The sequence below is a fragment of the Rhodococcus sp. NPDC080181 genome (genome assembly GCF_040702225.1).
In the GTDB taxonomy this organism is placed as follows: Bacteria; Actinomycetota; Actinomycetes; order Mycobacteriales; family Mycobacteriaceae; genus Rhodococcoides; species Rhodococcoides fascians.
On the sequence record NZ_JBFBKN010000014.1, the window covers coordinates 87921 to 113831 of the forward strand.

At 64.8% G+C, this 25911-nt stretch carries 23 protein-coding genes; 6 read left to right on the top strand and 17 right to left on the bottom strand.

Features of this window, described 5'->3' with window-relative positions; all coding sequences use genetic code 11:
* The first annotated feature begins 183 nt into the window (after positions 1 to 183).
* On the top strand, positions 184 to 1137 hold the full coding sequence (locus AB0O58_RS17175) for a diacylglycerol kinase family protein (protein ID WP_366238526.1): 954 nt from the start codon (positions 184 to 186) through the stop codon (positions 1135 to 1137).
* Positions 1138 to 1403: 266 nt separating this feature from the next.
* On the top strand, positions 1404 to 1658 hold the full coding sequence (locus AB0O58_RS17180; protein WP_032366305.1) for a WhiB family transcriptional regulator: 255 nt from the start codon (positions 1404 to 1406) through the stop codon (positions 1656 to 1658).
* A 152-nt stretch (positions 1659 to 1810) separates the two neighbouring features.
* Here AB0O58_RS17180 and AB0O58_RS17185 read toward each other — a convergent pair whose 3' ends face one another.
* The 4 genes from AB0O58_RS17185 to AB0O58_RS17200 form a co-directional block, all read right to left on the bottom strand.
* The gene (locus AB0O58_RS17185) at positions 1811 to 3289 is read right to left on the bottom strand and encodes a sensor histidine kinase (RefSeq protein ID WP_027496524.1); all 1479 of its coding nucleotides are present in this window, start codon (positions 3287 to 3289) and stop codon (positions 1811 to 1813) included.
* Positions 3290 to 3310: 21 nt separating this feature from the next.
* Positions 3311 to 3526: a biotin/lipoyl-binding carrier protein gene (locus tag AB0O58_RS17190; protein ID WP_027496523.1), complete on the bottom strand. Its 216-nt coding sequence runs from the start codon at positions 3524 to 3526 to the stop codon at positions 3311 to 3313.
* A gap of 263 nt (positions 3527 to 3789) precedes the next feature.
* On the bottom strand, positions 3790 to 4077 hold the full coding sequence (rsrA, locus tag AB0O58_RS17195) for a mycothiol system anti-sigma-R factor (RefSeq protein ID WP_027496522.1): 288 nt from the start codon (positions 4075 to 4077) through the stop codon (positions 3790 to 3792).
* Between the two features lie 44 nt (positions 4078 to 4121).
* On the bottom strand, positions 4122 to 4898 hold the full coding sequence (locus AB0O58_RS17200; protein ID WP_027496521.1) for a sigma-70 family RNA polymerase sigma factor: 777 nt from the start codon (positions 4896 to 4898) through the stop codon (positions 4122 to 4124).
* Positions 4899 to 4989: 91 nt separating this feature from the next.
* Between AB0O58_RS17200 and ybaK the strand changes: the two genes are divergently transcribed.
* Genes ybaK through rsgA form a run of 3 tightly spaced genes read left to right on the top strand, consistent with a single transcriptional unit; the run spans position 4990 to position 7790 of the window.
* Complete coding sequence (ybaK, locus tag AB0O58_RS17205; RefSeq protein ID WP_032372692.1) at positions 4990 to 5481, top strand: Cys-tRNA(Pro) deacylase; 492 nt, start codon at positions 4990 to 4992, stop codon at positions 5479 to 5481.
* Between the two features lie 6 nt (positions 5482 to 5487).
* Entirely contained in the window at positions 5488 to 6804 is a 1317-nt protein-coding gene (gene aroA / locus AB0O58_RS17210; RefSeq protein WP_283541557.1) for a 3-phosphoshikimate 1-carboxyvinyltransferase, read from the top strand.
* Positions 6756 to 7790 (top strand): ribosome small subunit-dependent GTPase A, encoded by a 1035-nt coding sequence (gene rsgA, locus AB0O58_RS17215; RefSeq protein ID WP_283541558.1) that lies wholly within the window; start codon positions 6756 to 6758, stop codon positions 7788 to 7790. Before aroA ends, rsgA begins: the two co-directional genes overlap by 49 nt.
* Positions 7791 to 7838: 48 nt before the next feature.
* On the opposite strand, the gene AB0O58_RS17220 is transcribed toward rsgA, so the two are convergent.
* The 5 genes from AB0O58_RS17220 to AB0O58_RS17240 form a co-directional block, all read right to left on the bottom strand.
* Positions 7839 to 9089 (bottom strand): fatty acid desaturase, encoded by a 1251-nt coding sequence (locus AB0O58_RS17220; protein WP_032370715.1) that lies wholly within the window; start codon positions 9087 to 9089, stop codon positions 7839 to 7841.
* A gap of 129 nt (positions 9090 to 9218) precedes the next feature.
* Positions 9219 to 10514, bottom strand: coding sequence for a fatty acid desaturase (locus AB0O58_RS17225; RefSeq protein WP_032370714.1), 1296 nt, complete (start codon positions 10512 to 10514; stop codon positions 9219 to 9221).
* 108 nt (positions 10515 to 10622) lie between these two features.
* On the bottom strand, positions 10623 to 11738 hold the full coding sequence (locus AB0O58_RS17230) for a ferredoxin reductase (protein WP_206497969.1): 1116 nt from the start codon (positions 11736 to 11738) through the stop codon (positions 10623 to 10625).
* 138 nt (positions 11739 to 11876) lie between these two features.
* Entirely contained in the window at positions 11877 to 12401 is a 525-nt protein-coding gene (locus AB0O58_RS17235) for a hypothetical protein (RefSeq protein WP_032366300.1), read from the bottom strand.
* Positions 12402 to 12412: 11 nt separating this feature from the next.
* The gene (locus tag AB0O58_RS17240) at positions 12413 to 13858 is read right to left on the bottom strand and encodes a wax ester/triacylglycerol synthase family O-acyltransferase (protein WP_027496513.1); all 1446 of its coding nucleotides are present in this window, start codon (positions 13856 to 13858) and stop codon (positions 12413 to 12415) included.
* A 174-nt stretch (positions 13859 to 14032) separates the two neighbouring features.
* Here AB0O58_RS17240 and AB0O58_RS17245 point away from each other — a divergent pair, with 174 nt between their 5' ends.
* On the top strand, positions 14033 to 14629 hold the full coding sequence (locus AB0O58_RS17245; RefSeq protein ID WP_141215098.1) for an Rv3235 family protein: 597 nt from the start codon (positions 14033 to 14035) through the stop codon (positions 14627 to 14629).
* Between the two features lie 45 nt (positions 14630 to 14674).
* Here the strand turns inward: AB0O58_RS17245 and secA are convergent, their stop codons facing one another.
* From secA to ahcY, 8 genes are all read right to left on the bottom strand, one after another.
* Positions 14675 to 17596 (bottom strand): preprotein translocase subunit SecA, encoded by a 2922-nt coding sequence (gene secA / locus AB0O58_RS17250; protein WP_283541561.1) that lies wholly within the window; start codon positions 17594 to 17596, stop codon positions 14675 to 14677.
* A gap of 320 nt (positions 17597 to 17916) precedes the next feature.
* Positions 17917 to 18585, bottom strand: coding sequence for a ribosome-associated translation inhibitor RaiA (raiA, locus tag AB0O58_RS17255; protein ID WP_027496511.1), 669 nt, complete (start codon positions 18583 to 18585; stop codon positions 17917 to 17919).
* A 233-nt stretch (positions 18586 to 18818) separates the two neighbouring features.
* Entirely contained in the window at positions 18819 to 19502 is a 684-nt protein-coding gene (locus tag AB0O58_RS17260; RefSeq protein ID WP_027496510.1) for a ComF family protein, read from the bottom strand.
* A gap of 41 nt (positions 19503 to 19543) precedes the next feature.
* The gene (lpqB, locus tag AB0O58_RS17265) at positions 19544 to 21304 is read right to left on the bottom strand and encodes an MtrAB system accessory lipoprotein LpqB (RefSeq protein WP_094663248.1); all 1761 of its coding nucleotides are present in this window, start codon (positions 21302 to 21304) and stop codon (positions 19544 to 19546) included.
* Positions 21305 to 21321: 17 nt separating this feature from the next.
* Complete coding sequence (gene mtrB, locus AB0O58_RS17270) at positions 21322 to 23004, bottom strand: MtrAB system histidine kinase MtrB (RefSeq protein ID WP_032366296.1); 1683 nt, start codon at positions 23002 to 23004, stop codon at positions 21322 to 21324.
* Positions 23001 to 23678, bottom strand: a complete 678-nt coding sequence (mtrA, locus tag AB0O58_RS17275; protein ID WP_027496508.1) for an MtrAB system response regulator MtrA — start codon at positions 23676 to 23678, stop codon at positions 23001 to 23003. The genes mtrB and mtrA overlap by 4 nt, the downstream gene beginning before the upstream one ends.
* Positions 23679 to 23682: 4 nt before the next feature.
* Complete coding sequence (locus AB0O58_RS17280; RefSeq protein ID WP_283541562.1) at positions 23683 to 24348, bottom strand: dTMP kinase; 666 nt, start codon at positions 24346 to 24348, stop codon at positions 23683 to 23685.
* 17 nt (positions 24349 to 24365) lie between these two features.
* A complete protein-coding gene (gene ahcY, locus AB0O58_RS17285) occupies positions 24366 to 25850 on the bottom strand; it encodes an adenosylhomocysteinase (RefSeq protein WP_027496506.1) in 1485 nt (494 codons plus the stop codon).
* Between the last annotated feature and the right edge of the window lie 61 nt (positions 25851 to 25911).

Genomic DNA, 25911 nt, shown 5'->3' on the forward strand with positions numbered 1-25911 from the left:
CGACCCAGGGGGCGGGAGTGGAGCCCGCGGAACGACCCAGGGGGCGGGAGTGGAGCCTGCGGAACGACCCAGGGGGCGCGAGTGGAGCCTGCGGAACGACCCGGGGGGCGCGAGTGGAGCCTGCGGAACGACCCGGGTGGTGCCGGTGGAGTCCGCCGAGCCACCCGGTTAGTGTTTGTTCCTGTGCGTGCGCTGCTGATCGTCAATCCCAATGCGACTTCTACGACGGCTGCAGCTCGGGATCTGTTGGCTCATGCATTGTCGAGTCGGTTGCGAGTGACGGTGGCGCAGACGACGCATCGTGATCATGCGTCGGAGTTGGCTCGGGGTGCCCGTGAGGACGGGGTCGGCCTGGTGATCGTTCACGGGGGTGACGGCACGGTGAACGAGGTCATCAACGGTCTGCTCGGGGTTCCGTTGCCGACGTCGATGCAGGCGGTGACGATCGGCGCGATTCCGCCTATTGCGGTCGTTCCCGGTGGTAGTGCGAATGTGTTCGCGCGCTCTCTCGGAATCGAGGCGGACCCGGTAGCGGCCACGAATCAGTTGATCGGTCTGCTGGACGCGCGGGCGCGGAGGACGGTCGGTCTGGGGCATTGCGACAACCGGTGGTTCACGTTCAATGCCGGGATGGGTTTGGACGCGGAAGTGTGTCGGGCCATCGATGCGAGCCGGAAGGACGGTACGCCCGTGTCGGCGACGCGTTATCTCCGGTTCTCGGTGCAGGAGTTCTTCAAGCACAAGCGTCGTCCGGCGCAGTTGACGGTGGAGGTTCCCGGGCGGGATCCGTTCGAGAACGTGCACTATGCGTTCGTGTCGAACTCGAGTCCGTGGACCTTCTTGAACTATCGTCCGGTCCATACCAATCCCGGGACCGCTTTCGATTCGGGTCTCGGTGTGTTCGCGATGCGCTCGACGGCACTGTTCCCCACGCTGCGGGTGTCGCGTCAGCTGTTGGCCAAAGGGGCAGAACCGAAGTCTCGCAAGTTGATTCGAGTCGACGACGTCCCGAGTGTTCGAATCACGTCTGCAGAACCGATGGGGCTGCAGATGGACGGGGACTATCTGGGTGAACGCACCGAGGCGGAGTTCTTCTCGACTCCCGACGCATTGGATGTTGTCGCGCCCGTCACGTGAGACCCACTGTGACCTGGGCGCGAAGATGCTCGATGGGCAATTTCCTGCGAAATCACGAGCAATATCTGCCGAGTCGGGGTACAAAGGAGCGCAGAAGGCTAAAGCGAGCCTAACAGAGTGAGCTTGACCACGGTCACGCGCGTATCCCTTGACTTCACCTGAGTTCGTGAAAGCATTCACAAGCAACAGTGCGGAAACATTGGTTACCCACTCGTGAAACAGAAGAGAAACGAAACGGCGCTTCGGCGCCCGGTAAGGAGCAGAGGATGGACTGGCGCCACAAGGCAATTTGTCGCGATGAAGATCCGGAACTATTTTTCCCGGTGGGAAACAGTGGTCCGGCGCTCGCGCAGATCGCCGATGCCAAAGTCGTCTGTACTCGGTGCCCCGTCACCGCAGAATGCCTGTCCTGGGCACTCGAATCCGGCCAGGACGCAGGAGTATGGGGCGCAATGAGCGAAGACGAGCGCCGTGCACTCAAGCGACGCAACGCACGTACGCGCGCACGTAGCTCCGTCTAGGACGCAGGCACACAACACTCGGTAGGCCCGGTATCCGCTCAGCGGATACCGGGCCTTCTGCATGTCGGACTGCATAGCGGGCGCTTCCACGGATCGGGCGTTCTCACGTCACAGTGCGGCCGGTTCGTAACGCACTGTTCACGAGCGGCCCGTCAGGCTCGCGGCACCCGACGGCCCAGTGGCACTCGCAGCATGGCGTCGGTGCCACCTCCAGGAGCCGGATGCAGGCCCAGAGAACCGTTCAGTTCGACCGACACCAGAGTGCGTACGATCTGCAGCCCCAGTCCGTCCGAACGCTCCAACGAGAACCCTGCGGGCAATCCGCGACCGTCGTCGTGGATGACGACGTCGAGCCATTTCGACGAACGATCGGCACCGATGCGCACCACGCCGACCGATCCGGCGTCGAACCCGTGCTCCATCGCGTTCTGCACCAGCTCGGCCAACACCATCACCAGCGGTGTCGCCCGCTCGGCGGAGAAGACACCGAGTTGGCCGTCTCGGACCACCCGCACCCGAGGGTTGACGGTGGCGATGTCGAGCATGATCGGCACCAACCGGTCGACTATCTCGTCGAGATCCACTTCTTCGTCGACCGACATCGACAGCATCTCGTGCACCAGCGCGATGGACGTCACGCGGCGAACGGATTCGGACAACGCGGTGCGAGCTTCCTCGTTCTCGAGCCGCCGCGACTGCAGCCTCAGCAGAGCCGCCACGGTCTGCAGGTTGTTCTTCACTCGATGGTGGATTTCGCGAATCGTCGCGTCCTTGCTGAGCAGCGCACGGTCGCGTCGCTTCACCTCGGTGACGTCTCGGACGAGTACGGCTGCGCCCGCGGATCGACCGTGCGGCTGCAGTGCCAACGTGCGCACCAGAACCGTCGCGCCGCGGGCGTCCACTTCCATTCGGTGCCCGACGTTGCCGGACAGTGACGACCGGATATGGTCGGCCACTTCTTGCGAATCGAACGGGTCGGTCACCAGAGACCGCGTCACCGACGCGAGGTCACGGCCCGACAGTTCCGTCGTCAAACCCATCCGGTGGTACGCCGACAGCGCATTGGGGCTCGCGTAATCCACCCGTCCCTCGGTATCGATGCGGATGAAGCCGTCGCCGGCCCGCGGCGACGAGTTGACGTCGGTTCGCTCCTCCGGCGTCGGAAACGTTCCCTCGCTGATCATCAGGCACAGATCGTCCGCACATTCCCGATACGCGACCTCGAGCGCACTCGGCGGACGAAGCTGGGCCGGATTGGTGTCGCGGGTCAGCACGGCGATGACGTGCTCTCCACATCGCACGGGAATGCTCTCGCTGCGGGTCAGAACACCACCCTGCACGATCTTTCGCTGTTGCAACGCGACGAGCACTTCGGGGTGCTCGGACTCGGAGATGGTCGTCCCCACGATGTCGTGGGTGAACACCGTCGGCGCGGTGGTGGGTCTGCACTGGGCGACACACAGCACGTCCGCCGACCCGTCCGAGACATCGTCGGTACCGACCCAGAGCAATACGTCCGCGAACGACAGGTCGGCCAGGAGCTGCCACTCCCCTACGACGCGCTGCAGATGGTCCACCGCGGCACCGGGCAGATCGGTGTGTTCGGCCAGCAGGTCACTGAGGGTCGACACGGGTTCTCACGCAGCCGTCGGTCAGGACACCACAGCGATGAGGTCGCCCTGTTGAATGACATCCCCCACTGCGACGTCCACGGACGTGACGGTGCCTGCGGTCTCGGCGAGCACGGGAATCTCCATCTTCATCGACTCCAGCACGACCAACGTGTCACCGACCTCGACGGCATCACCGCGGGCCACGACCACCTGAAACACCGTCGACACCATCTCCGCACGAACATCCTCGGACACCGGCGAACCCCTCTCTCACGACACCTCGAACCGCGGCGGGCACACACCGGAGACCATGCCCGTCGCAGTAAGCCAATCACACGTGGGAGACTGTAGTGAACAAACGAGAGGAGCCCATCATGGGAAAGCGTGGACGTAAGAAGCGTGCTCGTAAGGGCAACAAGGCCAACCACGGCAAACGTCCCAACAGCTGACGTTCTGCCACCAGCCACGAAGGGCCGAGAAGCACTGCTTCTCGGCCCTTCGTCGTCGGTACGATCAGGTTATTCGGAGTCGACGCTACGGGTCAGCACCGTACGTCGGATTTCCACGCTGAGTCGCTCGCGAAGCCCGGCGGGCGCTTGATCTCCGCCACATTTACGGGAGATCAGCCGCTTGACCTTCTCTTCGATGCCGTACGCCTCGAAGCACGATCCGCACTCGTCGATGTGCTTCTGCAACCGTTGCCTGCTGGCCTCGTCGCACTCGTTGTCCAACATGATCCATACGTCCGCGATCACGGCCGAGCAATCCAGTCGCTCGAATTCGGCGTCGGCTCCGCCGTCGCCCACAGAACCGCCGCCGATGATGTCATCGCCGGAATCACCGGTGCGCGTCACTGGACTACCTCCTGCTCGTGCCGGTCGACTGCGCCGTCCCGGTTGAATCCACGGTCGCGGGCCACACCCGCCAGCAAACCTCGAAGTTGCTTACGCCCACGATGCAAGCGCGACATCACCGTTCCGATGGGCGTTCCCATGATCTCCGCGATTTCCTTGTACGGGAAACCCTCGACGTCGGCGTAGTACACCGCCATCCGGAATTCCTCGGGCAACGACTGCAGAGCGGCCTTGATGTCGTCGTCCGGCAGTGCGTCCAGCGCCTCGACCTCGGCCGAGCGCAGTCCGGTGGACGTGTGTTCAGCGGTCGCGGCGAGCTGCCAGTCACTGATCTCGTCGGTCGGGTACTGCGCAGGCTGACGCTGCTTCTTGCGATAGGAGTTGATGTAGGTGTTGGTCAGGATTCGGTAGAGCCACGCCTTCAGGTTCGTGCCCTCACGGAACGACCGGAACGCCGAGTAGGCCTTCACGAACGTCTCCTGCACCAGGTCCTCGGCATCTGCGGGGTTGCGCGTCATCCGCAGCGCGGCACCGTACAGTTGGTCGAGCATCGGCAACGCGTCACGCTCGAAGCGTTCGGTCAGCTGGGCCTCGGTCTCGGCTGCCCGCTGCTCGGCGATCGCCTTCTCGTCCGCTTCGGTGGGAGTCCTGGCTTCTGTCACGCTGATCCCTTCGGTAGCTTCCACCACCCAGGCTACCGCGCCCGAAGTCGGCTTCTGCGACGAGATCACCCCCTTGATCGCCAAGGGACGTCCCGCGGTCAGCACTGCCATTCGTCATTCCTTCCGCCTGCATCCGTATCTGCCCTGTCACAACACTGCCGCGCGCCGCGGTGTTCCCGCCGCAGTCGATAGAGTCCGACGAATGGCTGCGTCGACTCCCGCTCTTGCGCTGCTCACCGCACGGAAGGTGGCGCATACCGTGCACACCTACGAGCACGATTCGCGCACGCAGTCGTTCGGCAGCGAGGCCGCCGAGATTCTGGGCGAGCGCCTCGGCGTGCGCCCGGAGCAGGTGTTCAAGACCCTGGTCGTCGAACGCGCAGATCGTTCGCTGGCCGTCGCGGTGGTCCCCGTCACCGGAATGCTCTCGTTGAAAGCGGCAGCAGCCGCTCTGGACACGCGGAAGGTCGCGATGGCCGACAGAGCTGCCGCCGAACGGTCGTCGGGCTACGTGTTCGGTGGAATTTCTCCGCTCGGCCAACGTAGATCCCTGCCCACCGTCATAGACGACTCGGCACTCGAGTTCGACCGTGTGCTGTGCAGCGGGGGTCGCCGTGGCCTGGAGATCGAACTCGCTCCAGCCGATCTCATTCGCCTCACGCGCGCCGTCACCGCGCCCATCGCCGCACACTGACCGCCGATGAGCGAAGATGGACCGGTGAGCACTTGGACAGCCCCCGCCGCCGATGGACCCATCGACGCGACAGTCACTCTGCCCGGATCGAAGTCGATCACCAATCGCGCGCTGATCATCGCCTCGCTCGCATCCGGCCCGTCGACCGTCACCGGCGCGCTTCGCAGCCGCGACACCGACTTGATGATCCATGCTCTGGAAACACTGGGCGTGCAGGTGGGCGCCGACCGCAACGATCCGACGTCTCTCCGTGTGACACCGGGAACGCTGCACGGTGGATCCGTCGAGTGCGGCCTGGCCGGAACGGTCATGCGTTTCGTCCCACCCCTGGCCGCGCTCGCCGACGGCGTGGTGTCCTTCGACGGAGACGAGCAGGCTCGCATCCGGCCGCTCGACACCATCCTCGACGCACTGCGCGCCGTGGGCGCCGACGTCGACGGCAGCGCACTGCCGTTCACGATGCGCGGTACCGGTTCGCTGCGTGGTGGATCCGTCGAGATCGACGCCTCGGGGTCGTCGCAGTTCGTCTCGGGCCTGATGCTCTCGGCCGCGGCGTTCGACGAGGGAATCGAAATCCATCACATCGGTAAGCCCGTCCCGTCCATGCCGCACATCGACATGACCGTGGAGATGCTGCGCCGTGCGGGCGTCCGAGTCGACACCCCGGAATCGAGCGGAGACGCGAACACCTGGCGCGTGCATCCCGGTTCGGTCACCCCCGTGGACTGGAGCATCGAGCCGGACCTCTCGAACGCCACCCCGTTCCTCGCTGCCGCCGCTGTCACCGAAGGTGTTGTGCGAGTACCGAATTGGCCCGAGTCTACGACTCAACCCGGTGACGTGTTCCGCGAGATCCTCACGCAGATGGGCGCGGTGGTCGAACTACGCGCAGGGGTGCTGACCGTCGAAGGTCCGAACACGTTGCGCGGCATCGACTTCGATCTGCACGACGTCGGCGAGCTGACCCCCACCGTCGCAGCGCTCGCCACCCTGGCCGAGGGGCCGTCCATCCTGCGCGGCATCGCCCACCTACGCGGTCACGAGACCGACCGATTGGCCGCACTGACGACCGAGATTGTGCGCCTCGGCGGGCGAGCGGTGGAAACCGAGGACGGCATTCGCATCGATCCCGCACCGCTGCACGGCGGCACCTGGCACTCCTACGCCGACCACCGGATGGCCACTGCCGGCGCGATCGTCGGGCTCCGCGTCCCGGGCGTCGAGGTCGACGACATCGGCACCACCGCCAAGACTCTCCCCGGCTTCGAGAACCTGTGGGACACGATGTTGTCCGCCTCTACACCCAGCGGGGTCGGATCCTGACCGCGCGCCGCTACGACGAGTCCGACGTCCGCATCCGGCCGGGCAAGAGTTCTCGTCCGCGCACCAAGACTCGACCCGAACACAACGACGCCGAAGCCGGCATGGTGGTGTCCGTGGACCGCGGCCGCTGGGGCTGCGTACTCGATGGTGACCCGTCTCGGCCGGTCGTGACGATGCGGGCCCGCGAGCTGGGTCGAACCCCGATCGTGGTGGGCGACGAGGTCGGCATCGTCGGAGATCTGTCGGGCAAGGTCGACACTCTGGCCCGAATCGTGCGCGTGGCCGAGCGGCGAACGGTGCTGCGCCGCACCGCGGACGACACCGACCCGTTCGAACGCGTCGTGGTGGCCAACGCCGACCGACTGCTCATCGTCGCAGCGCTCGCCGATCCACCTCCCCGCACCGGCTTCGTCGAGCGCGCCCTCGTCGCGGCGTACGTCGGCGGACTCGAACCGGTACTGTGCCTGACCAAGAGCGATCTCGCTGCACCCGACGAGTTCACCGCGTCGTTCGCCGATCTGGACGTCCCGGTGGTACTGGCGGGCCAGTCCGAGGACCTGACCGAACTGACCGCCATGCTGACGAACAAGGTCACCGCGCTCATCGGACACTCCGGTGTCGGCAAGTCGACACTCGTCAACAGACTGGTGCCCGACGCCTATCGCGCGACCGGGGTGGTCTCGGGCGTCGGCAAGGGCCGCCATACGTCGACGCAATCGGTGGCGCTGCCGCTACCGGGCGGCGGATGGGTGGTCGACACCCCCGGCATCCGGTCGTTCGGATTGGCGCACATCTCGCCGGAGAACGTCGTGGCCGCATTCTCCGACCTCGCCGAGACCATCGAGGACTGCCCCCGCGGATGCACTCACCTGGGCCCCCCGGCAGATCCCGAGTGCGCTCTCGACACGCTCACCGGGGATGCAGCACGACGGGTGGCTGCCGTACGGCTCCTGCTGGAAGCGGTTCGAACGAACGAAGCCTGGTAGAGACCCACGGGGTCTGTACCAGGCTTCGCTACTCGAAATCGGAGTCGGTCAGGCTGCTTTGCCGACCAGTCTGCGAATTCCCTTGCGCTTCTTGGTTTCTGCGATCGCTGTACGGAGGCCACGCCGCTTTCCGGTGTCGGGGTCGACGGCGAACAGACCTGCAGGTGCCTGTTCCCATTTACGCTCGGACGCGGTTTCCGGCGCGTCGTCGCTGGTCGCCTTCAAGTACTTGTTCGGAAGCGACAGCTTGGCGATGGTTCGCCACGACAGGAAGTACTGATGCACGATCGAACCGGTCGTGTACGGCAGGTCGTACTTCTCCGCGAGTTCGAGAACCCGAACCTTGATCTCCCGCAGACGATTGCTGGGTAGATCGGGGAACAGGTGATGCTCGATCTGGTAACAGAGATTGCCGCTCATGAACTCCATGACCGGACCGGCGTTGAAGTTCGCGCTGCCCAGCATCTGACGCAGGTACCACTGCCCCTGCGTTTCGCCTTCCATGTCCGACTTGGTGAACTTCTCGGCACCGTCGGGGAAGTGCCCGCAGAAGATGACGGTGTTGGTCCACACGTTGCGCATCATGTTGGCGACGATGTTCGCCGTCAGCGTGCTCTTCCAGGCAGGTCCGGTGAGCAGCGGATGCAGGACGTAGTCCTTACCCATCTGCTTGCCGACCTTCTCGAGGACCTCGCGACGCTTCTGCTCGAATTCTTCACGTGGGACGCGGCCCTTGGCCACCTTGCCCAGTTCCAGGTGCTGCAGCGCCACGCCGTACTCGAAGAACAGCTGCAGCAACAGGTTGTAGACCGGGTTGCCGATGTTGAACGGCTTCCAACGCTGGTCGCGGGTGACGCGCAGCAGGCCGTAACCCACGTCGTCGTCCATGCCCAACACGTTGGTGTACTTGTGGTGAATGTAGTTGTGCGTCTGCTTCCAGTGCGCCGAGGGCCCGGTGTTGTCCCACTCCCACGAGGTGGAGTGGATCTCCGGATCGTTCATCCAGTCCCACTGGCCGTGCATGACGTTGTGGCCGAGCTCCATGTTCTCGATGATCTTCGCGACCCCGAGCATGGCGGTACCGACCAGCCATGCCGGGCGGCGGCGACTGGCGAACAGGACTGCACGTCCGCCGATGTCGAGCGAGCGTTGCAGCCGAATCGTGTTCTTCACGTACCGGGCGTCGCGTTCACCACGGGACGCCTCGATGTCTCGCCGAATCGCATCGAGCTCGTGGCCCAGTGCTTCGATGTCGGCGTCGGTCAGATGCGCGTATTCCTTGATGTCCGAAATCGCCATGGGAAACAGCCTCCTGGCAGTTGTGAACACACAGCGTGCGGTAGTGAGCCGTGTGCATTTCCGTCACCTACCGTATCGTAACTTACGGTCGCGTAGGTTACGGGCGCGAATCTGTGTGACGATTCACAATCAGGCGGTGACGTCCGATCGCCGGAGCGCCTTCGCCTGTCGTTTGGCTTCTTTCTTCGCGTTGCGCAGAGCTCCTCGCGCCTCCTGCATCGCCGAGCGCAGTCCACGGCGCTGGCCGGTGAGCGGGTCGATCCGAAGTGCGTGCACGGTCGGAGAATCGCCGACGCGCCAACGCCGCTCCGACGATGTCTCGGGCGCGTTGTCCGAGGTTGCGCGCAACCACTTGTCGGGCAGCGACAGCTTGTGGATGGTCCGCAGTGCCAACAGGTACTGCTTACCGAGCGACCCTGTCGTGTACGGCAGGTCGTACTTGTCGCACAGCGCGTGCACCTTCTCTGCGATCTCCGAGTACCGATTGCTCGGCAGGTCCGGGAACATGTGGTGCTCGATCTGGTAGCAGAGGTTTCCGCTCATGAACGCCATGACGGGGCCGGCCTCGAAGTTGGCACTACCGAGCATCTGCCGCAGGTACCACTCGGGACGGGTCTCGTTCTCGAACTGACCGATCGTGAACTTCTCGGCACCGTCGGGGAAGTGACCGCAGAAGATCACGGCGTAGGCCCAGAGGTTTCGAACCAGGTTGGCCGTGGCATTGGCGGTCAACGTGGACTTCCACGCCGGGCCGGACAGGGCGGGGAACAGGACGAAGTCCTTCCCGACCTGCTTGGCGATCTTGCGCGCGAAAGCGCGGGCCGCCGGTGACTTGAAGAGGCCCTTTTCGTGGTCCCCGTCGAGCTGCTTCTGAGCGTCGTAGTCGTGCAGCGCGATGCCCCACTCGAACGTCGTCGCCAGCACGATGTTGGCGAGCGGCTGAACGAGGTTGATCGGCTTCCACGGCTCGTCGCGGGTCATCCGTAGGATGCCGAACCCGATGTCGTCGTCCATTCCGACGATGTTGGTGTACGTGTGGTGCGAGTAGTTGTGCGCCCGCTTCCACTGCTCCGACGGTCCGGTCTGGTCCCACTCCCACGAGGTGGAGTGAATTTCCGGATCGTTCATCCAGTCCCACTGGCCGTGCATCACGTTGTGGCCGAGTTCCATGTTCTCGATGATCTTGGCGACGCTGAGCATCGCGGTCCCCACGAGCCATGCCGGCCGGTACTTGCTGCCGAGCAGCACGGCGCGTCCGCCGAGCTCGAGCATGCGCTGAGCTCGGATGGTCCGGCGGATGTATGCGGCATCGCGTTCACCGCGACTGTCCTCGACGTCGCGGCGAATGGCGTCCAGTTCGCGCCCGAACGCTTCCATGTCTTCTTCGGTCAGGTGAGCGAACTCTTTGATGTCGGTGATGGCCACCGGGTCCTCCAACAGTTGTGTGCGGCGCCCGAAATACCGGGGTTCAGCGTGGGCAACCTACGTGAGCGTAACCCAGCAGCCTGAGAATGCAGTGTGCGAAAAACAGACCTACAGTTCCAATGTGCAGTCGCCCGCGGCCGCGGAAATGCACGTCTGGACGCGGTCACCCTCGCTGTGTTCCTTACCGGAACGCAGGTCGATCACATGCCCTGCGGTCAACGGCACCACACACGTCTGGCAGATACCCATACGGCAGCCGAACGGCATCCGAACACCCACTTTTTCGCCCGCTTCGAGCAGTGTGGTCGCCCCGTCCGCCGCCGCTTTCTTGTCGGACTTGGAGAACGTGACGGTTCCGCCCGAACCGGACGTATCGGCGCGTGAGATCTCGAACCGCTCGAGGTGCAGCTTGTGCTCGATTCCCTCGCGCTTCCACGTCTTCTCGATTTCTTCGAGCAGTGCCGCGGGACCGCAGGCCCAGGTGTCGCGGGTACGCCAGTCGGGGTACAGCTCGTCGAGCGAGGACAGAGCGAACTTGCCATCGGAACGCGTCAGCTGCACGTGAGAGGTGAACTCGGGATGCGACTTCTCGAGGGCTGCGAGTTCGGCCGCGAACATCACCTCGTCCTCGGTGGGGGCCGAGTGGATATGCACGGTATCGGGCATGTCGCCGTGGCGATCGAGTGCTCTGAGCATCGAGATGACCGGGGTGATGCCGCTACCTGCGGTGACGAAGAGAATCTTGGCGGGCGGCGGAACGGGCAGTGCGAAATTGCCCTTCGGTGCCGCCAGTCGCACGATGGTCCCCTGCGGCACGCCGCCCACCAGGTGTGACGAGAGGAACCCTTCGGGCATCGCCTTGACGGTGATGGAGATCAGCTTGTCTTCCCAGTTCGGCGGCGAGGTCAGTGAATACGAGCGCCAGTGCCACCGACCGCCGAGATGCAGTCCGATTCCGATGTACTGACCCGGCTGATAGTCGAAATTGAAGCCCCACCCGGGCTGGATCACCAGTGTCACCGCGGTAGCGGTTTCTTTCTCTACGCGTACGACGCGGCCGCGCAGTTCACGGGCCGACCACAACGGGTTGGCGAGGTGCAAGTAGTCGTCGGGCAGTAAGGGAGTGGTGATGCGGGTGAAAGCACCACGCAGCATGTTCAGCCTCGGCCGCTTGGGTGCCGAGACACCGGCCACCGGGGCCTCCAACCACTTCTTCAGATCCATCGGGTGTTCCCCATCCCCTCGATCGTCGTACCGAACCGCGTGCGGGCATCGAGGTTACGCTACCGTAGGTTGAGTCCCCTGGTCACCTCTGCAGGCAGCCCAACCGCGGATATCGCCAGGTCGTGGCCGAGAGCAGGATCACAGCAGATCGAGCAGAAACGGTAGTTCCTGGGGGGCGTACCACGCCAGCGTGTGGTCTTCGGCATCACCGAGAACGAATTCTGCATCGGCATCGCCCATGTCCGCTGCGTCCACGGCGGAGACAGCCTTGGCAACTGCTTCTTCGGCCCCTTCCAGATCGACGTGCACCGACGCGACCTGATCCATTCGCAGCGGTTCCTTCAGCCGAACGACAGCGTCGTCGAGATCGGGACGCAGGGTGGGATCGTCGACGTCTGCGGCAATCACCGCCCGTCGGTAGACCACGCCGTCGGCCACCGTCCCCGTGTCCGCCTCGTCGTCGACGGCCGCGGCGATCAGGCGCAGCGAGGCACGCGCGGCCTCCCCCATCGCGACCTCGGACAACTCCTCGTCGTCGCCCGACGAGTACGCCTCACGCAAGGTGGGCGTCACCGCGAATGCGGTGCGCGAGACCGGACTGAACTCGCCCTCGGCTGCGAGCACTTTCAAGAATTCCAGCGTCGCCGGAACGTAGACACGCATTGCAAAAGACCTCACACTCTCGATTCGTTGCTGGCGTCGACCAACTCTTCCAGCGCCTCGTGCAACAGCGCTGTCACCACATCCACATCGGGCATCGCTCCGCGGTCGGCGTTGAGCCCGAAGAACACGAAACCGTCGTACGACGTCAGCCCGATACTCAACGCCTGATTCTCGAACAGCGGCGACACCGGGTACATCTCGAGCATCCGGGCACCACCGACGTACAGCGGAAACTGCGGTCCCGGCGCGTTGGTGACGATCAGGTTGAACACTCGTTGCGAGAGTCGGCTACCCGCCCGCGCACCCATGGCATGCAGGCTCGCCGGAGCGAACCCACTGATCCGCATCAGCGTCTGAGCCGTCACACCGCGGCTCTGATGAGAATGCGCCTCGGTTGCGTGCGCGATGTGAGACAGCCGAACGACGGCGTTCGACTCCCCCACCGGGAGGTCGACAAGAAACGAGGACACTTCGCTGCGATCGTCCTCTGCCGGCTCACCGGACATGTCGCTGCCCTCACCGAAGCCGACTCGATCGGACGAGACGTACACCGACATCGGCACCATGGCCCGCACGGTGGACGATGCCGTGACGGGTTCGCCGCGCGAGAGCAGCCAATTTCGCAGCGCGCCGGTGACGACTGCGAGCACGACGTCGTTGATCGAGCAGTCGAATCTGTCGTGGATCCTGCGGTAATCCGCCAGCTCGGTCTTGGCCACGGCGAACCGACGATTTCGCGAGATCGGCGCGTTCAGTGGGCTGGACGGGGCGCTCTGTGTCGCGGTACGCAGCACGGCCGCGACCTTGCCCGCGGCGCGCAATGCGTCGCCCGCGAGACCGGCAACCCCGTTGACCGCGCCGCGCAACGTCTCGATGCTCTCGCCCGGACGCACCACCAGTTCGGTGAGCGCGTCGAGCACCAACACCGAGTCCTTGGGCTCACGGGCGGGCATCCACAGCTCCTCGGCCATCGGCGCGGGGTTCTTGCTCGCGTCCAGAATGACCTGACCGATGTCGAGCGCATTCTCGCCGTCGACGAGGGCCGAATGAGACTTGGTGAAGATGGCGAAACGATTCTTCGCGAGGCCCTCGACCAGGTACATCTCCCACAACGGTCGGGTGCGATCGAGCGGCCGTGAGGTCAGTCGCGCGATCAGGTCGTGCAACTGATCGTCCGTCCCCGGCTTGGGTAGTGCCGAACGACGGATGTGATAGGTGATGTCGAAATCCGCGTCGTCCACCCAGACCGGCCGCGCCAAACCGAACGCGACTTCGCGGACCTTCTGCCGGTAGCGCGGAACCAGCATCAGTCGCTGTTCGACCAACGACAGCAGTCGGTCGTAACTGAAACCGCTCCGCGGGGTCCGAAAGACGGCGAGCGAGCCGAGGTGCATGGGACTGCTGCCGGCCTCGAGAAAGTAGAACGACGCATCCTGCGCCGTCAGTCTGGTCGCCATCGCGTGTCTCGGTCCCCGTCCTCGCACGTGGTGCGCCCCGATCGATACCGCCTGTTGCACGGTGTGCTCGAACTCAGAGTACGTGGGTTCGCGACGTGAGTCCCAGTGCCGGGTGGGCACCGACGTGTCGCCGATCTCGGGAACCGAAATTCGATCGCGACCGTCAATGTCGGTGTGAGCGTCATCGAATCCAACGATCCGCCGGACACCGGGGACGACAGCCCGATACCGTCGCCGGCGGACTCTCGGCTGCGCGCCGAGCACCATTGCTTTCTGTCGCGGCCGACCCAGTTCGAGCCGCCACTCTCGGCAGGCGCGGTGCACACCTGGGGACGGGGTGAGAGCCCGCAAAGGCCACCGGAACGCCATCCGGCATCGGTACGCAGCACTCGCCCCCGCCGCCGGGCCGAGGCACCCCATCGACCGATCGTGCAAGTGGTGCCCGCCGATGCGCGGGCGAGCGCCGAACGCGCCATGCGGTTGCTCATCGAGGTGATCGACCGCAGGCGCAGTGCCGAGCAACTGTCCTCGTTGTTCACTGCGCCCGTGATCGACCTGATTCGCACCATCGTCCGCACGCCCCCACCGGGACGGCGACTCGGATTCGCCGCGGTGCGTCGCGTGCACGTCGCCTATAGATCGGACACGTCGGCCGAGATATTCGGCTCGTACACCCGCGGTCCACGCACCTTCGCCTTCGCGGGCCGAATCGAGCAAGCGGTCGACCCGCGGCGGCCAGGATGGACGGTCACCTCGTTGCGAGTGGGTTGAGAACACGGGTCGCCCGGCTAGGTCGCGCCGGATCGACCCGGCCGACTACTTCTTGCGCTTGGAGCGCGTCGACTTCTTCGGTGCTTTGTTCTGCGCTCGCGCTGCTTCGCGACGCTCGCGTCGGGTTCCCTCGGCCGCCGACTCCGCGCTCGCTGCAGCATCCGATCGCTGCACAGCCGTACCGCCCCCCTCGGCCGGGCCGGAGAACGTCAATCTCTGTTCGTCCCGCTCGTCGAGTCCTTTGGCACGCAGAGCTGTGGGAGCTGCCTGAGCTGGAGCGGCAGGGGCCGGGGCCGCCTTGGCCGCAGGCTGACCGCCCGTGGCCGCAGGTGCCGACGTGGCCGCAGGTGCCGACGTTGCCGCAGGTGCCGGGCGACCGGATCCGACGGGTGAGGCCAACCCGGGGGCAACCGCGAGACCTGCGGACGCGGCCGGACCTGACGGGGCTGGGGTTGCTTCGACCTGGAGGTTGAACAGGAAGCCCACCGACTCCTCTTTGAGGCCGTCGAGCATGCCCTGGAACATGTCGTAGCCCTCCCGCTGGTACTCGACCAGTGGGTCTCGCTGGGCCATCGCACGCAGTCCGATGCCCTCCTTGAGGTAGTCCATCTCGTAGAGATGCTCGCGCCACTTGCGATCGAGGACGGACAGCAGCACCCGACGTTCGAGCTCCCGCATTCCGTTCTCGCCTGCGATGCCGTCGATCTCGGCCTCGCGAGCGGCGTAGGCCGAGCGGGCGTCCTCGAGCAGCGCCTCGCGCAGCTCGTCGCGGCTCAGGTCACCCTTTTCGCCGTCCTCGTTCTCGCCCGAGAGAACCTTGTGGTCGATACCGACCGGATACAGAGTCTTCAGTGCCGTCCACAACTGCTCCAGATCCCAGTCCTCGACATAGCCCTCGCTCGTCGCACCATCGACGTAGGCGGTGATCACGTCGGTGATCATGCCCTCGACCTGGCCCTCCATGTCGGCACCTTCGAGGATGCGCCTGCGCTCCTCGTAGATGACGGTGCGCTGCTGGTTCATCACCTCGTCGTACTTGAGGACGTTCTTGCGGATCTCGAAGTTCTGCTGCTCGACCTGGGTCTGTGCGCTCTTGATGGCCTTGGACACCATCTTGGCCTCGATCGGGACGTCGTCGGGCAAATTGAGCCGAGTCATGATCGATTCGAGTGCGCCGCCGTTGAATCGACGCATCAACTCGTCGCCGAGCGAGAGGTAGAACCGCGATTCGCCCGGATCACCCTGACGACCGGAGCGCCCTCTGAGCTGGTTGTCGATACGGCGGGAGTCGTGGCGCTCGGTTCCGAGAACGTACAGGCCACCGGCCTCGCGCACGGTGTCCGCGTCGGCCTTGACCTGTGCCTTGACCTCTTCCAGAGCAGGCTCCCAGGCGGCCTCGTACTCCTCGGGCGTCTCCACCGGGTCCAAGCCCTGCTTACGCAGCTTCAGGTCGGCGAGGATGTCCGGGTTGCCGCCGAGCACGACGTCGGTGCCACGGCCGGCCATGTTGGTCGCCACCGTCACCGCGCCCTGTCGCCCGGCCTCGGCGATGATCGTCGCTTCCTGCTCGTGGAACTTCGCATTGAGCACGTTGTGCGCGACGCCGCGCTTGGTGAACTGCTTCGACAGATACTCCGACCGTTCCACGCTCGTGGTGCCGATGAGAACCGGCTGGCCCTTCTCGTGCCGCTCGACGACATCGTCGACCACCGCGTCGAACTTGGCTTCTTCCGTCTTGTAGATCAGGTCGCCGTTGTCGACGCGGACCATCGGGCGGTTCGTCGGGATCGGAATGACGCCCAATCCGTAGATCTGATGCAGCTCCGCGGCCTCGGTCTCGGCCGTACCGGTCATGCCGGAGAGCTTGTCGTACAGGCGGAAGTAGTTCTGCAGAGTGATCGTGGCGAGGGTCTGGTTCTCGGCCTTGATCTCCACCTTCTCCTTGGCCTCGATCGCCTGGTGCATGCCCTCGTTGTAGCGGCGTCCCACCAGGATGCGACCGGTGAACTCGTCGACGATGATGACCTCGCCGTCGCGGACGATGTAGTCCTTGTCCTTGGTGTAGAGCTCTTTGGCCTTGATGGCGTTGTTCAGGTAGTTCACCAGAGGCGAGTTGGCCGCCTCGTACAGGTTGTCGATACCGAGCTGATCTTCGACCAGCTCGACGCCGGCCTCGTGCACACCGATGGTTCGCTTGCGAATGTCGACCTCGTAGTGGGTGTCGACCTTCAGCATGGGGGCGATCCGGGCGAACTCGCCGTACCACTTGCTCGACGCGTCGGCGGGGCCCGAGATGATCAGTGGGGTTCGCGCCTCGTCGATGAGGATCGAGTCGACCTCGTCGACCACGGCGAAGTTGTGTCCGCGCTGCACCAGATCGTCGAGCGAGTGCGTCATGTTGTCGCGTAGGTAGTCGAACCCGAACTCGTTGTTGGTGCCGTAGGTGATGTCGGCGGCATACGCTGCACGGCGTTCGACCGGCGTCATCCCGGACAGGATGACGTCCACCGACAGACCCAGGAAGCGGTGCACACGGCCCATCCACTCCGAGTCACGCTTGGCGAGGTAATCGTTGACCGTCACCACGTGCACACCGTCGCCGGAGATGGCGTTGAGATAAGCAGGCAGAACACACGTCAGGGTCTTGCCCTCGCCGGTCTTCATCTCGGCGATGTTGCCGAAGTGCAGGGCGGCTCCGCCCATCACCTGCACGTCGAAGTGCCGCTGGGACAGCACCCGCCACGATGCCTCACGGGCGACCGCGAATGCCTCGGGCAGCAACTGATCCAAGGTCTCCCCGGACGAATACCTCTCCTTGAACTCGGCGGTCTTACCCCGCAGTTCGTCGTCGGAGAGACTCTCGACGTCCGAAGACAGGGTCGAGACGTGGTCAGCGATGTTCTTGAGCCGCTTGACCATGCGACCTTCACCAACACGGAGCAGCTTGGAAAACGACAGCGACGGCACGGGTTTTCTCGTCCTCGATCCTCGGTTCACGGGTACTGACACGAACAAATCTGTTAGTCGACGCGTTACTGCTACCTGCACGAGCGCACGGGTTCGTCACCGTGACGTCCGCGCGGCAGTAACCCGAACGCGTCCATGGTAGGCGGTCTCGCTGTGGGTACGGCAGTCCCACTGTCGGTCCCGAGCGACACCACGCCACCATTCGGACAACCCCGACACAGCACTGCAGGCTCGACGTGGGGATCGTGTCTTCCGGCGTCGAGCCTGCAGTGGTCGGATATTTCACGGACGGCGAACGACCCGTTCGCCGTCACGCTCGGTCAGGTGAGCCTGATCAGGCCATAGTCAAAGGCGTGCCGTCGATACACCACGGAAGGCCGGTCGGTGGCGCTGTCGTGAAACAGGAAGAAGTCGTGGCCGACCAGTTCCATCTCGTACAGCGCATCGTCGACGCTCATCGGTGCCGCCGAGTGAACCTTCGTGCGAACAATGTGCCCGGGGCCGGTCTGATCGTCCTCGAACGAATCCAGCTTGGTCTCGGGATCGAGCGCAAGTGTGTCGTCTTCGGCAAGTTCTGCGGTGGCCTCGGCGACGGATACGGGTCTCTTCTCGCCGTAGTGGACCTTGCGCCGATCCTTGGTACGCCTGAGTCTGCTTTCGAGTTTCGAGGTCACTGCTTCGAGTGCGGCATAGAAACTGTCTGCGCACGCTTCGGCACGAACGACCGGGCCTTTGCCCTTCGCGGTGATCTCCACGCGTTGACATGCTTTGGCCTGACGGCGATTTCGTTCGTGCTGCAGTTCGACATCGAACAGGTAGATGGAGGGGTCGAAGCGCTCGAGGCGAGCCAGTTTCTCGGACACGTATATCCGAAAATGGTCCGGTATCTCGACGTTGCGGCCCTTGACCACAACGTCGGCATTGCTCTTGGCGGGTTCTTCCGAAGGCTTCTCGTCGAAGAAAACCGAGGCTTGTGAAGGGGTCGTCACGTGTACCTCCCGATATCGGCCACGCCCACTGTTGGACGTGGCAGGTGTGCATGCCGAATGGGGAACCTTCCGGCATCTCGAGTCCGGGGCATCACCTCACGTCCGTGTTTCTACGGGTCGTTCTACCGGTCCGCTCCGTCGTGATGGAGCGTGTCCGCGACGTTAGTCGGTCATCGACGCGTGTGCCACCGTTCACCCCGAATTGGTTGTCGGCGTGTCTCGTCGACTCGCGTTCACGCGCTGGCCACCACGATCGCACCGGCCAACGAGATCCCGAAATCGGTAAGCACTCTTGCACATTCGGCCAGGGTCGCCCCGGTGGTCACCACGTCGTCGACGAGAAGAACGGTCAGTTCGTCGGTTCGCGGCCGCGGCCGGCCGATACCCTGGCGCGACTGTCCGATCAGTTCGATCCGGCCCGCCACGTTGTGTTGACGCTGACCTGCCGAGAGCCCGACCGAATCCCGCACTCCCCCGGCCATCTTCAGCAGCTGGGGAACCGATACTCGCTCCGGTGCCAACTCGGTCGCTGCGTTCCTCGCACACCGCAGCACCGGATCACCCCCTCGGACTCGCGCTGCGCGCGCCCGGGACGGAGCGCACACCAGAACGAGGTGACTCAGCTCGGGTGGATCGATCTCGCCCGCAGCACGCAGTTGGTGCACCGCACCGGCCAGCGCCCGCCCGAACGGCACGGACACGGCCCGTCGGCCCCGTTCCTTCAGTGCGATCACCCCGTTGCGCCGAGGACCGGTGTACGTGCCCAGCGCCCAGCAGGGCACCCCCGGATCGACCCGCGGACGCACCCGGACAGGCGGCACCGACAGCGCCTGTTCACAACGGCGACACCACTGCTCCCCCGGCACCCCACACCCGGCACATTCGAGGGGCAGGACGAGGTCGAGAAGCGTTCTCATGATCGTGAAGTGTGCCGGTAGCCACCGACACCCGCCGGACGTCAGCCGGGCAGGATCGGGACGGCCTTCACCCCGGCCAGGCCGGTGACCTCGCGCCAGTACCTGTCGCCGACCGGATCGGCGTTGTTGAGTGCGAACACGGCGCGAGCGTCGGCAACGTACTCGGTCTCCGGCGACGCATCGACCGCCAGAACAGGATTGGTGAGATTGCGCGACGGCAGGGCGTCCATCCTCGAGCCGTCGACCGTCACCTGGACCACCGGTGTATCGGTGGCAACCCGTGCGATCACGATGGCCTCGCCGGTGCTCCAGTCCAGGCTGGTGGCGTCACTGCCGAGTCCGATCGCAACCGCGCGCGGGGCCGTCAGCGAATAGACGCCCGACGGATCGCGTACCACGGTGGCCACGTACACCACGCCGTCGACGATGAGTGCGGCCCGAACGCCGTCGCGGGCCAGCCGGAGTTCGGTGATGCGAGTTCCCAGGGTGGTGACCGCGCGGGCATCGACCGGTATGACCGATACCTGACCGGTCGAGGGGTCACGGGCAGCGCGAATGACGTTGGTGCCGTCGATGACCGCCCAGGCGGCGTTGTCATCGGCTCCCCATGTCGGACGCGTGATCGACTGCCCCTCGGCCACCGGGAACGCGCCACCGTCGTAGCTACCGACCATCAATGTGCTCGACGGTGCCGGAGCGGGTCTACCGGTGTCCGCAACGCCGGCCACGAGTGTTCCGTCGTTCGACAAGGCCACCGAGCGCAGATTCCGTGCCTGCCCGAAGTACCCGGGGGCGGGTGTGGTCGCGGATTCCTCGACGCGGAGCAGTCGACCGGAGGCCAGTGCGTGCAGGCCGACCGATTCGTTGGTGGAGCTCTGTGGATCGAAGGAGTCGACCCCGGCCGTCGTCCACCCGTCCGGCTTGGTCGTGTCGATGGGTTGTCCGTCGGCGAGCAGCACGTACGGCCCGGCCACCTCCGCCGAGGCCAGAGTCCAGATCACCTGTGCGGCAAGCAATTCTCGGTCGCGGTCGCCCTTGTTCTGCAAACCACCGAAGTCGATTCTGATGCCGCCGAGACCGACTCCGACCTGTGTGGTCTGTCCGTCGGCCTTGGTGATGGGCCCCCGGATACTGACGTCGTCGGACAATTCGTTGCTCACCGCTGCGGACAGCGCGGACTTGGGTCCATCGATCAACAGCTGCACGAGCTGGTTTGCGAGCTGATCCTGCGACCCGCTCGTCCACCGAACATCCGGCACCAACACCCCACCGAGCGGATCGACGAAGTAGATGGATCGCTGCTGATAGGTGTCCATGAACGCCGAGCGATCGATGACCACACCCGGTGGCAGCTTCGAGATGCGCCATTGGCCGTCGACGCGCGTCATGTCGATCGCGATGTCGAAGGTGTCCGATCCGGCCTGATATTCCCCGCCGGGAGCCAGGATTCCCGCTGTCGTCGACCGAATCGTGAATTGCGCAGAGTCTGCAGTTCGGGGCCCCGACAGGGTGTCGATCCGATCTGCGACGACGGTACGAGCGCCGTCGTCCCACGTGTTCGACGCGTCCTCGGTCAGGAACTGTCGGGCGGCCTGGTGGCGGTTGGCCGACACTGCGCTGGCCTCGAAGAAGTCGTCGAGCAGCCGGTCGGGCTCACGTCCGGGTTCGGGGGCCGGGGCGCTGGTCGGCGCGGCACCGTCGGTCAACGTGCCGATGGCCTGGGGGCTCGAGGACTCGGGCAGGCTGGCACAACCGGAGACGAGGGCGGCGATCAGGGCGCAGACTGCAACCGAGCGAGACAGCCGACGAGACGAGCGAATCACGTCGACGACTCCGACGCGGCCCGCTGCGCACCGATAGCCGGGATCGGTTGTCCCTGAGCGTATTTCTTGGTGCTCGGCTTCAACGGCAGAGGTGAGCCGATCACCTTGTGACCACGGACCAGTGGCACCGTGAGCCGGAAACATGCGCCTTCGCCGACTGCACCCCACGCCTCGAGCTTACCGTCGTGCAGCCGGGCGTCCTCGACACTGATCGCCAACCCGAGGCCGGTACCGCCGGAGCGCCGGACGCGGGAGGGGTCCGAGCGCCAGAACCGATTGAACACCAGCTTCTCCTCGCCGGGGCGCAGACCGATTCCTTGGTCGCGCACCACGAAGGCTGCCGCGTCGGCATCCGATCTCAGGCGCAGCAGCACCGGCTTGCCTTCCCCGTGATCGAGGGCGTTGGCCAGAAGGTTGCGCAGGATACGTTCGACGCGCCGCGGGTCCACCTCGGCGATGACCGCCGTCTCGGGCATGTCGACGATCACCTCGGTGCCGGTTTCGCGGGCGAGGTGACGCACCGTGGAGACCGCCGCGCGTGCACACATCCGCAGGTCGAGTTGCTCGGCGGCCAATTCGGCGACACCGGCGTCGTGGCGACTGATCTCGAGCAGATCACCGAGCAACGTCTCGAAGCGGTCCAGCTCGTTGACCAACAGCTCGGAGGAACGCTTGAGGGCAGGTTCGAGATCGTCACTGGCGTCGTGAATGAGATCCGCGGCCATCCGCACGGTGGTGAGCGGCGTCCGTAGTTCGTGGCTGACGTCGGAGGTGAACCGGCGCTGCAGGTTTCCGAATTCCTCGAGCTGGGTGATCTGTTTGGACAGACTTTCGGCCATCTCGTTGAACGACATCGCCAGCCTCGCCATGTCGTCCTCACCGCGAACCGGCATTCGCTCCTTGAGCCTGCCGTCGGCGAAGCGTACTGCGATGCGGGACGCGGATCGAATGGGTAGCACCACCTGCCGCGCGACGAGCATCGCGATCGCCGCGAGTAGTACCAGCAGCACCACGGCCCCGATGAACAGCGTGCCGCGGACCAGGGAGAGCGTCCGGTCTTCGCTGGCGAGCGGGAAGATGAGATACAGCTGCAGCGCCGATATGTCGGAACCGGTGGGCGACCCCATGATGAGCGCCGACCCGGAATATCCGCCGTCACTGTCGGTCACGGTGGCGTACTGCGAGCTGATCAGGCCCTTCTTGACGAAGTCGCGCAAGCTGGCCGGTATCTGGTCGACCGGACCGACCGACGCTTCCGCGCGGGTCGCGTCGCCCTCGACGATCAGAACAGGATCGAAGGACCCTGCCGACCCGGTGGTCGACGCGGCGTCGAGGTCCTGGTTCGTCAACGCAGCTCTCGCCCGTTCGAGACGAGTGGACAGGCCGCTAGAATCATCGGCACCGGCGAGGTTGCCCTCCACCGTGGTGCGCGAGCGGTCGAGTTCCTCGGTGGCTGCGGACAGCTTCGCTTCGAGCAACCGATCGGTGATCTGGCTGGTCAGAACGACGCCGAGAATCAGGATCACCACGAGCGACAACGTCAGGGTCGAGACGACCACGCGCAGTTGCAGTGACCTTCGCCAGGCATGACCCAGCGATGTGCTCAGCGACCTGAACCAACGCAGGAGCGGGGAGAACTTGCCGTTGATTCGTCGCCGAGAGTGGGAAAAACCGATCACGGCGGTCCGGCCTTGTACCCGACCCCCCTCACGGTCAACACCACCTCCGGGTTCTCCGGATCCTTCTCGACCTTGGCGCGTAGACGCTGAACGTGGACGTTGACCAGGCGGGTGTCGGCGGCGTGCCGGTAGCCCCACACCTGTTCGAGCAGAACCTCACGGGTGAACACCTGACGCGGCTTGCGAGCCAAGGCGACCAGCAGATCGAATTCGAGCGGAGTGAGCGAGACCAGCTCGTCGCCGCGGCTGACCTTGTGGGCGGGGACGTCGATGACGATGTCGGCGATCGACAACAGCTCGGCCGGCTCGTCCTCGGTTCGACGCAGTCGTGCCCGGACGCGTGCCACCAGCTCCTTCGGCTTGAAGGGCTTCATGATGTAGTCGTCGGCCCCGGATTCGAGACCGAGCACCACATCGACGGTGTCGGTCTTGGCCGTCAGCATGACGATCGGGACGCCCGAGTCGGCTCGCAGCACGCGACAGACGTCGATGCCGTTCATTCCGGGAAGCATCAGGTCGAGCAACACCAGATCGGGTCGATTCTCGCGGACGGCCGCCAGCGCTTGGGTGCCGTCTCCGACGACGAACGGCTCGAATCCCTCACCGCGCAACACGATGGTGAGCATCTCCGCCAGAGCCGAATCGTCGTCCACAACCAGAATCCGAGGCTTCATGGCTCTATCGTGTCACTTTCGGCTCGGCGGATGGCTGATTGAACATGTCGGCGGCGAGTCGATCGGGGTCGACGTCGGCGCGCACGACTCGCCAGGGCGACGCCCAGTTCGTTTCTGCGAGACGGCCGTAGATGGCCGAGGTCCGGGTCTGCAGCGAGCCGTCGCGTTCGTAGGCATCCCGGGTGCGCGCGGCGTCCGCACTCTCACGCGCGGCGGCGCGCTCCGCAGCGAGAGCCACCGGTACGTCCAGCAGCACCTGCACGTCCGGAACGGGCGCACCGAACCGCTCGAATTCGAGTGACCGGATCCACTCGACGGCCGCTCCGTCGACGGACTGCTCCAACCGCGCCGCGGTGTAGGCGGCGTTGGACGCCACGTACCGGTCCAGCAACACGATATCGTTGCGGGACAACAAGTTTCGGATCTCGTCGGCCGCATCCTTGCGGTCGAGTGCGAACAGCAGCGCCATGGCGTGCACGCTGCCCGCGGTGTCTCCGTGTTCCCCCTGCAGCGCCTCGGCCGCCAGATCGGCATGAACCGACCTGCCGTACCGGGGAAACCCGACCCTGACGACGGCCAGGCCGTCGCGTTCCCACGCCGAGACGAGCCGACGGGCGAGCGTGTTCTTGCCCGCTCCGTCGACTCCCTCGATGACGAAGAGCTTCCCCAACGACCGAACTCTCTCGGTCAGTAGCGGTAGTGCTCGGGCTTGTACGGGCCCTCGACGTCGACGCCGATGTACTCGGCCTGCTCCTTGGTGAGCTTGGTGATCGAGCCGCCCAGCGCTTCGACGTGGATGCGAGCAACCTTCTCGTCGAGGTGCTTGGGCAACCGGTAGACCTCGTTGTCGTACTCACTCGGCTTGGTCCACAGTTCGATCTGCGCGATGACCTGGTTGGAGAAGCTGTTGCTCATGACGAACGACGGGTGACCGGTGGCGTTGCCGAGGTTCAGCAAACGGCCCTCGGACAGCACGATGATCGAGTGCCCGTCCTTGAACTGGAACTCGTCGACCTGCGGCTTGATGTTGATCCGCGTGACGTCGGCAGCCTTCTCGAGGCCGGCCATGTCGATCTCGTTGTCGAAGTGGCCGATGTTGCCCAGGATCGCCTGGTGCTTCATCTTGCGCATGTGCTCGAACGTGATGATCTTGAGGTTGCCCGTCGAGGTGATCACGATGTCGGCCTGCTCGATGAACTCGTCGACCGTGCGCACGTCGAAGCCGTCCATCAGTGCCTGCAGGGCGTTGATGGGATCTGCTTCGGTGACCGTCACGCGAGCGCCCTGGCCCTTGAGTGCCTCGGCGCAGCCCTTGCCCACATCTCCGTAGCCACAGACCAGCACGGCCTTGCCGCCGATGAGAACGTCGGTGCCACGGTTGATGCCGTCGATCAGCGAATGGCGAGTGCCGTACTTGTTGTCGAACTTGCTCTTGGTGACCGAGTCGTTGACGTTGATGGCCGGGAACGACAGCTCACCGGCAGCAGCGAACTGGTACAACCGCAGCACACCGGTCGTGGTCTCCTCGGTGACACCCTGCACGGATGCGGCAATCTCGGTCCACTTGGTCGTCGACGCCTCGAGGGAGCGACGCAGCAGGCCGAGGAACACCTTGTACTCGTCGGAATCCTGGTCGTCGTCGGTCGGCGGAACGACGCCTGCCTTCTCGAACTGAGCGCCGCGCAGCACCAGCATCGTGGCGTCACCGCCGTCGTCGAGGATCATGTTGGCAGGCTGCTCGGGCCAGGTGAGCATCTGCTCGGCGGCCCACCAGTACTCCTCGAGGGTCTCACCCTTCCAGGCGAACACCGGAACGCCCTTGGGCTCTTCGACGGTGCCGTACGGGCCGACGACGACGGCCGCGGCTGCGTGATCCTGGGTGGAGAAGATGTTGCACGAGGCCCAACGCACCTCGGCACCGAGTGCCACCAGCGTCTCGATCAACACGGCGGTCTGCACGGTCATGTGCAGCGATCCGGATACTCGTGCGCCCTTGAGCGGCTGAACGTCGGCGTACTCGCGACGAAGCGCGATCAGGCCGGGCATCTCGTGCTCTGCCAGCCGTATTTCCTTGCGGCCGAATTCTGCGAGTGACAGGTCTGCGACCTTGAAGTCGATTCCACCGCGGTGTTCCACGGTGAGTGCCGATCCTGACGTAACTGAGGTCGTCATCTTGCCTCTCCTGTTGACTTGAATGTCTTCGTCCAGGCTATCGGGTCGCGGCGCGCGGCGA